This window comes from Actinoallomurus oryzae (assembly GCF_039541955.1).
GTDB lineage: Bacteria > Actinomycetota > Actinomycetes > Streptosporangiales > Streptosporangiaceae > Actinoallomurus > Actinoallomurus oryzae.
The window spans coordinates 83,534-96,130 of the sequence record NZ_BAABHF010000058.1; the positions used below are offsets into that span (position 1 = coordinate 83,534).

The 12,597-nt window shown below is 74.2% G+C and carries 15 protein-coding genes; 11 read left to right on the forward strand and 4 right to left on the reverse strand.

Annotated features, from left to right (window positions below; translation table 11 throughout):
- Positions 1 to 188 precede the first annotated feature (188 nt).
- A complete protein-coding gene (locus ABEA10_RS45050; protein WP_345474851.1) occupies positions 189 to 1,175 on the reverse strand; it encodes an ornithine cyclodeaminase family protein in 987 nt (328 codons plus the stop codon).
- Between ABEA10_RS45050 and selA the strand changes: the two genes are divergently transcribed.
- The 6 genes from selA (at position 1,174) to cpt (ending at position 7,415) form a co-directional block, all read left to right on the forward strand.
- Entirely contained in the window at positions 1,174 to 2,460 is a 1,287-nt protein-coding gene (gene selA / locus ABEA10_RS45055) for an L-seryl-tRNA(Sec) selenium transferase (RefSeq protein WP_345474852.1), read from the forward strand. The two genes, ABEA10_RS45050 and selA, sit on opposite strands and share 2 nt — an antisense overlap.
- Positions 2,460 to 4,211 (forward strand): selenocysteine-specific translation elongation factor, encoded by a 1,752-nt coding sequence (gene selB / locus ABEA10_RS45060; protein WP_345474853.1) that lies wholly within the window; start codon positions 2,460 to 2,462, stop codon positions 4,209 to 4,211. The genes selA and selB overlap by 1 nt, the downstream gene beginning before the upstream one ends.
- A 32-nt stretch (positions 4,212 to 4,243) precedes the next feature.
- Entirely contained in the window at positions 4,244 to 4,555 is a 312-nt protein-coding gene (locus tag ABEA10_RS45065; RefSeq protein WP_345474854.1) for a GNAT family N-acetyltransferase, read from the forward strand.
- Positions 4,556 to 4,617: 62 nt separating this feature from the next.
- Positions 4,618 to 5,562, forward strand: coding sequence for a pirin family protein (locus ABEA10_RS45070; RefSeq protein WP_345474855.1), 945 nt, complete (start codon positions 4,618 to 4,620; stop codon positions 5,560 to 5,562).
- A gap of 114 nt (positions 5,563 to 5,676) precedes the next feature.
- Positions 5,677 to 6,867 (forward strand): RtcB family protein, encoded by a 1,191-nt coding sequence (locus tag ABEA10_RS45075; protein WP_345474856.1) that lies wholly within the window; start codon positions 5,677 to 5,679, stop codon positions 6,865 to 6,867.
- 17 nt (positions 6,868 to 6,884) lie between these two features.
- Positions 6,885 to 7,415, forward strand: coding sequence for a chloramphenicol phosphotransferase CPT (cpt, locus tag ABEA10_RS45080; protein ID WP_345474857.1), 531 nt, complete (start codon positions 6,885 to 6,887; stop codon positions 7,413 to 7,415).
- A gap of 116 nt (positions 7,416 to 7,531) precedes the next feature.
- On the opposite strand, the gene ABEA10_RS45085 is transcribed toward cpt, so the two are convergent.
- Positions 7,532 to 8,341 (reverse strand): alpha/beta hydrolase, encoded by an 810-nt coding sequence (locus ABEA10_RS45085; protein WP_425551044.1) that lies wholly within the window; start codon positions 8,339 to 8,341, stop codon positions 7,532 to 7,534.
- A gap of 93 nt (positions 8,342 to 8,434) precedes the next feature.
- On the opposite strand from ABEA10_RS45085, the gene moaA reads away from it, so the two are divergent.
- The 5 genes from moaA (at position 8,435) to ABEA10_RS45110 (ending at position 11,234) form a co-directional block, all read left to right on the forward strand.
- A complete protein-coding gene (moaA, locus tag ABEA10_RS45090; protein WP_345474859.1) occupies positions 8,435 to 9,418 on the forward strand; it encodes a GTP 3',8-cyclase MoaA in 984 nt (327 codons plus the stop codon).
- A gap of 75 nt (positions 9,419 to 9,493) precedes the next feature.
- Positions 9,494 to 9,805, forward strand: coding sequence for a DUF3467 domain-containing protein (locus ABEA10_RS45095; protein WP_345474860.1), 312 nt, complete (start codon positions 9,494 to 9,496; stop codon positions 9,803 to 9,805).
- On the forward strand, positions 9,792 to 10,379 hold the full coding sequence (gene mobA / locus ABEA10_RS45100; RefSeq protein ID WP_345474861.1) for a molybdenum cofactor guanylyltransferase: 588 nt from the start codon (positions 9,792 to 9,794) through the stop codon (positions 10,377 to 10,379). Before ABEA10_RS45095 ends, mobA begins: the two co-directional genes overlap by 14 nt.
- Positions 10,372 to 10,605, forward strand: coding sequence for a DUF6457 domain-containing protein (locus ABEA10_RS45105; RefSeq protein WP_329234523.1), 234 nt, complete (start codon positions 10,372 to 10,374; stop codon positions 10,603 to 10,605). The genes mobA and ABEA10_RS45105 overlap by 8 nt, the downstream gene beginning before the upstream one ends.
- A gap of 74 nt (positions 10,606 to 10,679) precedes the next feature.
- Positions 10,680 to 11,234 (forward strand): ferritin-like domain-containing protein, encoded by a 555-nt coding sequence (locus tag ABEA10_RS45110; RefSeq protein WP_345474862.1) that lies wholly within the window; start codon positions 10,680 to 10,682, stop codon positions 11,232 to 11,234.
- 66 nt (positions 11,235 to 11,300) lie between these two features.
- On the opposite strand, the gene ABEA10_RS45115 is transcribed toward ABEA10_RS45110, so the two are convergent.
- Entirely contained in the window at positions 11,301 to 12,206 is a 906-nt protein-coding gene (locus ABEA10_RS45115) for a DUF1275 family protein (protein WP_345474863.1), read from the reverse strand.
- Positions 12,207 to 12,323: 117 nt separating this feature from the next.
- Positions 12,324 to 12,530, reverse strand: a complete 207-nt coding sequence (locus tag ABEA10_RS45120; RefSeq protein ID WP_345474864.1) for a hypothetical protein — start codon at positions 12,528 to 12,530, stop codon at positions 12,324 to 12,326.
- Between the last annotated feature and the right edge of the window lie 67 nt (positions 12,531 to 12,597).

Here is a 12,597-nt window from a genome sequence, read left to right on the forward strand (position 1 = left end):
CACCGCGAGCGAGGGGTCCGGCCGCCGGCACGGCATCGCGTCTCGGGCGGCATGCGAATGACGCCACGGCCACGCCCGTCGTCCGGTTCCCCCGTCTCGCCGCGAGGGACGAGCCGTCACCCTCAGTATCCGTACCCGTGCGGTCCGTGTCGACGGAAAGTCCTTCTTTCCGGGTGCGAGACCGAGGATCAGGCGAGGAAGTCGAAGCGCGTCCCGGCCCGCGCGGTGCGGAAGGCGAGCCAGCTCAGCGCCAAGTCCTGCCACGGCAGGCCGACCGGTGCGTAAACGGTCACCTCCGCCTCGCCCGTGCGGCCGGCCTTACCGTCCAGCACCTCGCTCAGCGTGCCCGCGGCGTCCTCGGCTCCCAACCCGGCGTTGCCCAGCGCGCCCATCTCCAGCGACAGCGCGACGTCGTCGACGAACACCCGGCTCGCCCGCAGCAGGTCCGCGGCGAGCTCGGCCTTGCCCGGTTCGTCCGCGCCGAGTGACGTCACGTGCGCACCGGGCGCGACGTCGCCGGCGCGAAGGACCGGCTCCCGCGCCCAGGTGGCGGTGACGACGATCTCCGCCGCCGAGATCTCCGGCGGCGGCACCGGCCTTCCGCCGTGCCGGACGGCGAACGCCTCCGCGCGTGCCGGATCGCGGTCGGTGACGAGCAGCTCGCGTACCGGGCGCAGGCGGCGCAGCCCGCGGACCACCAGGTCCGCCTGGGCGCCCGCGCCGACGACCGCGACCGTGCCCGCGCCGGTAGGGGCCAGCGCGTGTGTGCCCAGGGCCGCCGCCAGGCCGGTGCGGTACGCGGTGACGGTGGCCGAGTCCAGCAGCGCCAGAAGCTCCCCGGTCGCCAGGTCGTGCAGGCAGACGACGCCCCGCAGGGCCGGGCCGGCGGACGGGAACTTGGCGTTCACCTTCACCGTGTACGCGGGCACTCCGTCGACCAGTCCGGGGATGAGCGCGGTGGCGGTCCCCGGACCGGGCAGGTCGGTGCGGACCCGGAGCGGGCGCACGGCGGGAGACAGAGGCAGGAACCCCGCGCGCAGCGCCTCCAGGCACGCCTCCGGGTCCAGGAGCCCTTCCAGGTCGGTGCGGTTCAGCAGCATTGTCACGCCGCCGATCCTCCCAGCGGCGTCGCCGAGCGTGGCGCGCGCCCGTCCGCGGTCATAGATTTCACGCATGGACACCCGACGCCGCGTGCCGCGTACCGATGCCGTGCTCGCCGATCCGCGCCTCGTCGAGGCGGCCGGCCGGCTGGGGCGGCGCATCGTCAAGGCGGCCGTCGCCGGGGCGCAGGAACGCGCCCGCGCCGGCGCGATCCCCGCCGAGGACGTCGCCGACGCCGCGGTGGCGTCGCTGCCGGCGACGGCCGCGAGCCTGCGGCCCGTGATCAACGCCACCGGCGTGCTGCTGCACACCAACCTGGGCCGCGCGCCCCTGTCGGAGGCCGCGTGCGCGGCGCTGGCCGAGGCCGCCGGCTGCACCGACGTGGAGTTCGACCTGGAGACCGGTGGGCGCGGCCGGCGCGGGCGCGGCGCGCTCGCCGCCCTCGCCGCCGCGTGCCCGGCGGCGGAGGCGGTGCACGTGGTGAACAACAACGCCGCCGCGCTCGTGCTCGCCGCCACCGCTCTGGCCCGGGACCGGGAGATCGTCATCAGCCGCGGCGAGATGGTGGAGATCGGCGACGGTTTCCGGCTGCCCGAGCTGCTGGCCTCGACCGGCGCGCGGCTGCGCGAGGTGGGCACCACCAACCGCACGACCGCCGCCGACTACGCCGAGGCGGTCGGCCCGGACACCGGCTTCGTGCTCAAGGTGCACCCCTCCAACTTCCGGATCGAGGGGTTCACCGCGGAGGCGCCGGTGCGGAGCCTGACCGGCCTCGGCGTGCCCGTCGTGGCCGACATCGGCTCCGGCCTGCTCGCGCCCGAGCCGCTGCTGCCCGCCGAGCCCGACGCCGCGACGGTGCTCGCCGACGGCGCCGACCTGGTCACCGCCAGCGGGGACAAGCTCCTCGGCGGCCCGCAGGCCGGGCTGCTGCTCGGCCGGTCGGAGCTGGTCGAACGCCTGCGGAGGCATCCCCTCGCGCGGGCGCTGCGCGTCGACAAGCTCACCCTCGCCGCGCTGGAGGCCTCGCTACGCGGACCGGAACCCCCGGCCGTACGAGCCCTGCACGCCGACCCGGTCACCGTCCGCGAGCGTGCGGCGCTGCTCGCCAAGGAGCTGGGCGGCCACGACGCGCGGGTCGTCGACTCGGCCGCCCGGGTCGGGGGCGGCGGCGCGCCCGGCGTCGAGCTGCCGAGCGCGGCCGTCAGCCTGCCGGAGGCCTGCGCCGTGCCGCTGCGCCGCGCCGGAATCGTGGGCCGGGTCGAGGACGGCCGCGTGCTGCTGGACCTGCGTGCGGTTCCGGCCGAGCTGGATCCCGCCGACCTCGCCGCCCGCGTACGCGCCGCGCTCGGGGAGCGCTAGTGCACGTCGTCGCGACCGCCGGCCACGTCGACCACGGCAAGTCGACCCTCGTCCGGCTGCTCACCGGGATGGAGCCCGACCGCTGGGCCGAGGAGCGCCGCCGCGGCATGACGATCGACCTGGGATTCGCCTGGACGGCCCTGGAACGGGGGGAGCGGCTGGCGTTCGTGGACGTGCCCGGGCACGAGCGGTTCGTCACGAACATGCTGGCCGGGGTCGGCCCGGTCCCGGCCGTCATGATCGTCGTGGCGGCGGACGAGGGCTGGATGCCGCAGTCCGCCGAGCACCTGGCCGCCATCGACGCGCTGCGGGTCCGCCACGGGCTGCTCGTCGTCACCCGCTCCGACCGCGCCGACCCGGCCAAGGCCCTCGCCCAGGCGCGTGCCGAGATCGCCCGCACCTCCCTGGGCGACGTGGAGGCGGTCACCGTCAGCGGCGCCACCGGCCATGGGCTGCCGGACCTGCGCGCCGCGCTCGGCCGCCTCATCACCCGTCTGCCCGCCCCCGACCCCGGCGCCCCCGTGCGCGTCTGGGTCGACCGCGCGTTCACCATCAAGGGCAGCGGCACGGTCGTCACCGGCACCCTGCCCGCCGGCACCGTACGCTCCGGAGGCGAACTGCTCCTCGACGGCCGCCCGGTCCGCGTGCGCGGTCTGCAGACGCTCAAGGAGAACGCCGCCGAGGTCTCCGCCGTCGCCCGGATCGCGATCAACCTGCGGGGCGTCGAGCGCGACGAGGTCTTCCGCGGCATGGCGCTGCACGCCGGCGAGTGGACCGTCACGGACCTTCTCGACGTCCGGGTGAAGGACGCCGCCCGACTGCCGCGCGAGCCGGTCCTGCACATCGGCTCGGCCGCCGTGCCCGTACGCCTGCGCCCGCTCGGCGACGACGCGGCGCGTCTCACCCTCGCCCGGCCCCTTCCGCTGCACATCGGCGACCGGCTGCTGCTGCGTGACCCCGGTGCCCGCCGGGTCACCGGAGCCGACGTCCTCGACGTGCGCCCGCCGGTCCTGCGGCGGCGCGGAGCGGCGGCCGCCCGGGCCCGCGAACTGGCCACCGGCGTGCCCGGCGCAGCGGAGCTGGTGCGCAGACACGGCCTGATCCGCCGGTCCGAGCTCGTCGCGATGGGCGTGACGCCCGAGAGTGAGCCGGTGACCGGCGACTGGCTCGCCGATCCCGCGCACTGGGCGTCCCTGCGCCGCCGGCTCGCCGAAGAGGTCGCGCGGCACGCCGCGGCCGACCCGCTGGCGCCCGGCCTGCCGGTCGAGGCCGCTCGCGCCCTGCTGGACCTGCCCGACCGGCGGCTCGTGGACGCGCTCGCCGGACCGCCGCTGCGCCTGGAGTCCGGCCGGGTGCACGCCGGCGACGCCGGGGGCCTGCCCGCCCCGGTCGCCGAGGCCGTACGGCGGCTGCGCGCCGACCTGGAGCGCGCCCCGTTCCGCGCGCCGGAGGCCGGCCGGCTCGCCGAGCTCGGGCTCACCGGGCGTGCCCTGGGCGCGGCCGTGCGGGCCGGCGCGCTGCTGCGCGTCGCGGAGGGCGTCGTCCTGCTGGCGGGAGCCGACGACCGGGCGGCGGACGTGCTCGCGTCGCTGCCGCAGCCGTTCACGGTCAGCGAGGCGCGCAAGGCCCTCGACACCAGCCGCCGCGTGGCCGTGCCGCTGCTGGAGCACCTGGACCGCCGCGGGCTCACCGTCCGCACCGGCGACCGCCGTACGCTCCGGGGCGGGCGTGGGTCCTCCGGCGGCCTCTGACACGATGGCCGGGCGGCGAAGGGAGAAGCCACATGGCCGAAGAGCTCACGGCGCTCGACGTGCGGCACGACGAGGAGAAGAAGCGGTATGAGGCGTGGTCCGGCGACACGCTCGCCGGGGTCGCCTACTACCGCGAGCGGGCCGACCGGACGATCTTCACCCACACCGAGGTCGAGGCGGCCTTCGAGGGCAAGGGCGTCGGCAAGGCCCTGGCCGCCGCCGCGCTCGACGACACCGTACGCCGCGGCCGTGCGATCGTTCCGCTGTGCCCGTTCATCGCCGCCTACCTGCGCAAGCACCCTGAGTACGAGGAGCACGTCCGCCGGCCCGACGGCGCCGCATGAGCGAGCGAATCGAAGACACGCGCCTGAGGATCGCTCCTCCGACGAAGGAGGACTCACGAGACGTGGACGCCCATCCGGCGATCACCGAGGCGCCGCCGGCGGCCGGTGAGGGCGCGGTGCTGGAGCTTTATGAGTCCCGGCAGGTGCCGCTCGGCGGCGTCCGCGGCATGCGGGTGGACCGGCTGCTGCCGCACCGGTCGCTGCCCACCGTCGGCGGCTGGTGCTTCCTCGACCGGTTCGGCCCGCAGCGCACCGACATGCGGGTGCTGCCCCACCAGCACACCGGCCTGCAGACGGTCACCTGGCCCCTGCGCGGCGAGATCCGGCATCGCGACAGCCTGGGCAACGACGTGCTCCTGCGGCCGGGGCAGCTGAACCTCATGACCGCGGGCCACGGCGTGTCGCACTCGGAGTTCTCCGTCGGGGACGCGCCGTTGCTGGACGCCCTCCAGCTCTGGCTGGCGCTGCCCGCCGGCCGCGCGGCCGGCGAGGCCGGGTTCGAGCAGCACACCGAACTGCCCGTGTACGAGGACGGCGGCCTGCGGGCGACCGTCTTCGCCGGCGGGCTCGGCGGTACGGTCTCGCCCGCCACCGTGTACACCCCGCTGGCCGGCGCCGACCTGGAACTCGCCCCCGGGACCGCCGCGAGCGTGCCGCTGCGCCCCGACTTCGAACACGCCCTGCTGGTCCTGTCCGGCGAGCTGGAGGTCGCCGGCACGCGGCTCGCCGCGGGGCCGCTGCTGTACCTCGGTACCGGACGCGACGAGGTGACCGTGTCGGCCGCCGCCGAGGCGCGTGCCGTCCTGCTCGGCGGCGAGCCGTTCCCCGACGAGCTGGTGATGTGGTGGAACTTCGTCGGGCGCAGCCACGAGGAGATCGCCGCGGCCCGCGCCGGCTGGGAGGAGGGCGACCGGTTCGGCACGGTTCCCGGGCACGGCGGTGAGCGCATCCCCGCGCCCGCGCTGCCCGGCGTACGCCTGCGGCCCCGGAGCCGTCGCTCCCGTTGACCTCGGTCGCGGCCGGCGTCTCCGCCTCGCCGCGGGGGAAAATGGGTTGAAACGGATGATCACTTTGCGGCGTCATAGTCACGGCACACCGCGGAATTCGGAGAGGAGATGGTGATGCCGTACACGATGCGAGGCGGTCACGTCCCGATCCGGATCTGGACCGATCCCGCCGAGGTCGAGCCGGGCGCGCTCGACCAGCTCCGCAACGTCGCGAACCTGCCCTGGGTGCACGGCGTGGCGGTCATGCCGGACGTGCACTACGGCAAGGGCGCGACGGTCGGCTCGGTCATCGCGATGCGCGACGCCGTGGCCCCCGCGGCGGTCGGGGTGGACATCGGCTGCGGAATGACCGCGGTCAAGTCCAGCCTCACCGTCGAGGACCTGCCCGACGACCTGAGCCGCCTGCGGGCCAAGATCGAGAAGGCCGTGCCGGTCGGGCGCGGCGCGCACAGGACGGCCGTGGACCCCTCGGCCGTGCCGGGGCTGAAGGAACGCGGCTGGTACGAGTTCTGGCAGGCCTACGACGAGCTGGCGCCGGTCGCCCGGTCCCGCCGGGGCCGCGCGACGTCCCAGCTGGGCACGCTCGGGTCCGGCAACCACTTCCTGGAGGTGTGCGCGGACGATGAGGGCGCGGTGTGGGCCGTGCTCCACTCGGGGTCGCGCAACATCGGCAAGGAGCTGGCCGAACACCACATCGAGGCCGCGATGCGGCTGCCGCACAACCAGGACCTGCCGGACCGCGACCTGGCGGTGTTCCTCAGCGGGACGCGCAAGATGGAGGAGTACCGCCGGGACCTGTTCTGGGCGCAGGACTACGCGCGGCGCAACCGCGCCGTGATGATGGCGCTGACCCAGAACGTCATCACGCGCTACTTCGCCGGCAAGCGGGTCCGCTGGGACGACGTCATCTCCTGCCACCACAACTACGTGGCGGAGGAGACCTACGACGGTGTCGAGCTGCTCGTCACCCGCAAGGGCGCGATCCGCGCGGGAGAGGGCGATCTCGGCATCATCCCGGGCTCGATGGCGACGGGCACCTACATCGTCCGCGGTCTGGGCAACGAGAAGGCCTTCAACTCCGCGTCGCACGGCGCGGGCCGCAGGATGAGCCGTAACCGGGCCAAGAAGTCCTTCACGGTCGACGACCTGATCGAGCAGACGCGGGGCGTCGAGTGCCGCAAGGACTCGGGTGTCATCGACGAGATCCCCGGCGCGTACAAGGACATCGAGTCGGTGATCGAGGCGCAGACCGACCTCGTGGAGGTCGTGGCCCACCTGCGTCAGCTCGTCTGTGTCAAGGGTTGACCCGGGACGCAGAGCTCATGACTCAGGTGATCGTTGTCAACGGCGGTTCCAGCTCGGGGAAGTCCGGGATCGTTCGGTGTCTGCAGGCGGTCCTGCCGGATCCATGGCTGGCCCTCGGCACGGACACCCTGGTCGCGGCGATGCCGGCGTCCATGCGGGCGTCGGACGGCGGGATCGAGTTCGCTCCGGACGGAGGGGTGGTCGTCGGTCCGGAGTTCCGAACGCTGGAAGCGGCATGGATCGCGGGAGTCGCCGCGATGGCCCGTGCGGGCGCCCGGGTCATCGTCGATGAGGTCTTCCTCGGCGGAGCGTACTCACAGCAGCGATGGCAGAAAGCCCTGGGCGACCTACGGGTGCTGTGGGTCGGCGTCCGGTGCGACGCCGCGGTGGCCGCAGGCCGTGAGGTCGCACGAGGCGATCGGACCATCGGGATGGCCGCGGCCCAGGCGGAACTGGTCCACCGGGGCGTGACCTATGACCTGGAGGTGGACACCACGCATGCGGAGGCGATGGAGTGCGCACGGACCATCGCCGCACATGCCAAGTGATCGACGGCCCGGCTGAGCCGGGCCGGAGCTCGTAATTCACACTGATCACAAAGACCGCGCACCGCGTCTGCGTCAAGGGCCGACCGGCGGCGCCCCGCCCGGGGCGCCGCCGTCGTTCAACCGCCGACGTGGCGTGTGGCGAACGCGGTGACGTCGGCCAGGACCTCGTCCTTGTTCGTCTCGTTGAAGACCTCGTGCCGGGCGCCGGGGTAGAGGATCTCGGTCAGGTCCTCGCCGCGGATCTGCTCGATGCCGATGCGCGTCTCGCGCAGCGGGACCAGCTCGTCGGCCTCTCCGTGCACCCACAGGGTCGGCAGGGCACCGAGCCGCCCGCCGTCCGCGATCGCCGACAGGCAGCGGTCGAACGCCGTCACCGTCGTGGGCTTGAACGGGCCGTGCCACACGAGCGGGTCGGCGGCGTACGCCGCGCCGACCGCAGGGTCACGGGACAGCGTCGCCGTGTCGATCGGGTCGTCGGGGATCTCCTCCACGCCGCGCAGCGCCGTGATCGGCCCCCACGGTCCCAGGACCGGCCCGGACAGGACGAGGGCGGCCAGCCCGTCGCGGTGGTGCTGGGCGTAGCGAGCCGCGATCATGCCGCCCATCGAGTGCCCGATCAGCACGACGGGCAGCCCGGGGTGGCGCTCGCGCGCGTGTTCCTCGACGGTGTGCAGGTCGGCGACGACCTCCTCGAAGTCGTGGACCAGGACCCGCTCGCCGTCCGACTTGCCGTGGCCGAGATGGTCCGGCCCGTACACCACCGCGCCGTGCCGCAGCAGCGTGTCCGCGACATACTCGTACCGCCCGATGTGCTCCCCGTAGCCGTGCGCCAGGAGCGCCACCCACCGCGGGGAGTCGGCGGGCCACTCGCGGGCGGTGATGCGTTCGCGTGCACCGGTGAAGTCCCATTCCATGTCCGCCATGATCGTTGTCCCGGCCGGGGAACACCAGACCCGCGATCGCGGTTCCGATACGGCATAGGCTGGGGGAATCGGCGGCTATTCAAGGGGGAATATTCCTTGCTGGTGGACGGCTACGGCCGGGTCGCGACCGACCTGCGGGTCTCGCTCACCGACCGCTGTAATCTCCGTTGCACTTACTGCATGCCCCCCGAGGGCCTCGAATGGCTGCCCAGGCCCGAGCTCCTCACCGACGACGAGGTGGTCCGCCTCGTCCGCATCGGCGTGGAGCGGCTCGGCATCACCGAGGTCCGCTACACCGGCGGCGAACCACTCCTGCGGCGGGGCCTGGTCGACATCGTCGCGCGGACGTCCGCCCTGGGCGCGGAGATCTCGCTGACCACCAACGGCATCGGGTTGACCCGGCTGGCCGCTCCGCTCGCCGAGGCCGGGCTCCATCGCGTCAACGTCTCCCTCGACACCCTCGACCGCGACACCTTCAAACGGCTCGCCCACCGCGACCGGCTGCCGGACGTGCTCGACGGGATGGCCGCGGCCGCGCAAGCCGGCCTGTGCCCGGTCAAGGTCAACGCCGTGCTCATGCGCGAGGTCAACGACGCGGACGCCGTGCCGCTGCTGCGGTTCTGCCTCGAACAGGGCTACGAGCTGCGCTTCATCGAGCAGATGCCCCTCGACGCCCAGCACGGCTGGCGGCGCGAGGGCATGATCACGGCCGATGAGATCCTCGATCGCCTCTCGGCCGCCTTCGACCTGACGCCCGAGCCCGGCGAGGCCCGCGGCAGCGCGCCCGCCGAGCGGTTCCTCATCGACGGCGGCCCGGCGACGGTCGGCGTCATCGGCTCGGTGACCCGTCCGTTCTGCGGGGCGTGCGACCGGGTGCGCCTCACCGCGGACGGCCAGATCCGCAACTGCCTGTTCGCCCGCGAGGAGTCCGACCTGCGCGACGCGATGCGCGCGGGCGCCTCCGACGAAGAGCTGGAGTCGCGCTGGCGCGCCGCGGTGGCGGCGAAGCGGCCCGGCCACGGCATCGATGATCCGAGTTTCCTGCAGCCGGCACGTCCGATGTCCGCCATCGGCGGGTAGAAAGGATCTCGTGACCGAGCGCAGGGAACTGGTAAGCACAGCACCTTGGGTCGCGGGGCCGATGAAGGAGGTGCCGTGACCGAGCGGCCGCACGAACATCGGGTCGAGATCACGGTCCCGCCGGATCATGAGGTCGGAGCGCACGCGAGTTTCGCCTCCGTCTGGCGTACACAGGACTCCTTCGTGATCGACTTCTCCACCGAGGTGCGCCCCTCCGAGGTGGCCGAGGACCCCGACAGCGGCACCCGTTACCTCCACGTGCCGGCGCGCGTGGTCGCCCGCGTCCGCATCCCGCCCAGCCAGGTCTGGGAACTGATGAAGTCACTGGAGCAGAACCTCAGCGCGTACGAGCGGGAGAACGCCAAGAGCACTCATGACGATCAGTGAGCCGGAGCCGTTCGACGCCGTGGTGCTCGCCGGTGGGGGAGCGCGGCGGCTCTCCGGAGCCGACAAACCCGGCGTGGTGGTCGGGGGACGCCCGCTGGTCGCGTGGGTCGGCGCGGCGGTGGCCTCCGCGGAGCGGATCGTCCTGGTCGGCCCGGCCCGTCCCGAGCTGCCGGAGGCGATCGTCGTCCGCGAGGATCCTCCGGGCGGCGGACCGGTCCCCGCGCTGCGCGCCGGGCTGACGCGGGTACGGGCGCCGTGGACGGCCGTCCTCGCCGCCGACCTGCCCTTCCTGCGGCCCGCGCACGTGGCCGGGCTGCGGCGGGAGGCGGCCGGCCGTACCGGGGCGGTGCTGGTCGACGCGGACGGCCGGCCGCAGTGGCTCGCCGGCGTCTGGCGGACCGCGGACCTGGCCGAGGCCCTCGCCGGCTACCGCGAGGCGTCGCTGCGCGGTCTGATGAATCCCCTGACGCCCCGTCTCGTACGGGCGCCCGAGGGAGAGTCGCCTTGGTATGACTGCGACACACCGTCGGACATCGCGACGGCGTCCCGGATGATCGGAGAGAACCGTGCTTGACGATTGGATCCGAGCGGCGTGCGCCGAGCTCGGGCTCGACCCGGCCGACATGCATCGCGACCTGATCCTCGACGTGGCCCGCGACGTCGCCCACGGCGTCGCGCGACCCGCCGCCCCGCTGACCGCCTACCTCATGGGCCTCGCCGTCGGCCGCGGCACTCCTGTACGCGACGCCGCCGCCCGCCTCACCGAGATGGCCGAGAGCTGGCCGGGCAATCCCGACTAGCTTCGGGCGCCGGGTGTAATCGCGCGGTGACGTGGTAGAGGGGCTGAGACAGGAACCACGATCCGGAGGCGGGCATGGCCGACTTTCTGACCGATATCGATACGCTCCGCAAGCGGGCGAGGGATGAGATCGAGAAGGGCGCGGTCACCGACGCGTACGGTGCCGACCTCCAGCGGGTCATCGAGGTGTGCAACGAGGCGCTGGCCACCGAGATCGTCTGCGTGCTGCGCTACAAGCGGCACTACTACACGGCGAGCGGCATCCACTCCGAGCCGGTGACGGCCGAGTTCCTCGAGCACGCGGCCGACGAGCAGCGGCACGCCGACCTGCTGGCCGAGCGGATCACCCAGCTGGGCGGGTCCCCGGACTTCGACCCCGCACGGCTGTCGGCGCGGTCCCACACCCAGTACGACGGGAGCGAGAACCTCGTCGACATGATCAAGGAGGATCTGATCGCCGAGCGCATCGCGATCGCCTCCTACACCGAGATCGCCCAGTGGATCGGCGACGGCGACCCCACGACACGCCGTCTCTTCGAGGAGCTGCTGGCCGACGAGGAAGAGCACGCGGACGACCTGAAGTCCCTCCTCGAACGCCTCCCGAAGGACCTGGAGAACCAGCGGTCGTAGGGGCCACCCGGCATGGGCCGCCGCTCTCTTGGGGGCGGCGGCCCCGGCGTCTCGGTGACCGGTCGATCAGCGGGCGAGGACGAGGACGACCGTGAGCGTGAGGGCGAGCGGCAGGGCCGGGGCGGCCGGCCGGGCCCAGACGAGCAGAACGGCGTCGAGCCCGGCACCCGCGAGGGCGGCGGCCAGCACGGCGAACCTCCGCCGCATGGTCGCGGGCACGCCGCTCGTGGCGAGTTCCGTGGTGAGCGTGGTGAGGGTGCCGGTGAGGTAGGTCGTCGCGGCGCCGGTGAGGGGCAGGGTGTTGACGCCCGCGCTCTGCGCGCCCATGGCGAACGCGGCGAGCGCGAGCATCCCGCTCTGCGCGACCGGCCCGGGCCGCCCTCCGGTCGCCAGCCAGCCGCCCAGCACGGCCGCCTGCGCGACGGGCACCACGGTGAGCACCGCGCGCACCCGCGCCGGCCACTCCGCCGTCACGGGCCGCCGCGGCGTGGACGGCCGCCCGGTACGGAGCCCGGACGGCCCGGCGGACGGCACGTGCCGCCGTCGCGCGGCACGGCCGAGGTAGGTGTCGCCGGACGGGCGTCCGCGTCCGTACCGGCGAGCGACCCCGGCGGCCCCGCGCGTACGGGCGCGGCGGAGCCGGTTCCGGCCGTACGAGCCGGTCGGCGTGAGCTCCCGGCCCCGTCGGCAGGAGGCCCGGGGGCGGTCCCCGATGTGGCGCGCACGGAGCCAGAGGGAGGCGGCGAGGACTCCCGCGACGTACGCCGTGATGGCGGCCACGGCCGCGACGGCCGCGTCGAGGCGCGCGTGCACGACCGAGACGCCGAGCAGGACGAGGTTTCCGGTCATGACGCTCGCGAACACCGCGCCGAGACCGGCGAAGCTGAAGGCGTCCACCGCGCCGGAGCCGAGCGCCAGCAGGACGACGGCCGCCGTGAGCCGGCCCGTCCGCGGTGTCCGCCGCTCGGCCACGGCGCCCCCCGACACCCTCGACGGCCCTGTCCAGCGCCGGTTATCCCCGGCGCGCGGCCTCACGACACGCGAGCCGCGGTGCCGTCCGCCCACCGGCGCCGGTCGTCCGGTCCGGGGTCAGCCCAGCTCGTCGACGGGCACGGTGTCGCGGAGGAAGCCCCGGCGGGACAGGAAGTCGCTCAGGTGCTCGCGGTGCTCGTCGCAGGCGAGCCAGACCTTGCGCCGGTCCGGTTCGTGGATCTTCGGGTTGTTCCAGCGCAGGGCCCAGCGTGCGTCGGCACGGCAGCCCTTGGCCGAGCACACGAGCGGCTCATCGGTCGTCACCGTCCCAGTCTGACGGATCTTCGCACCCGCGAGACGCCGCGGTCCGGAGAGACCGGCATCCGACCGG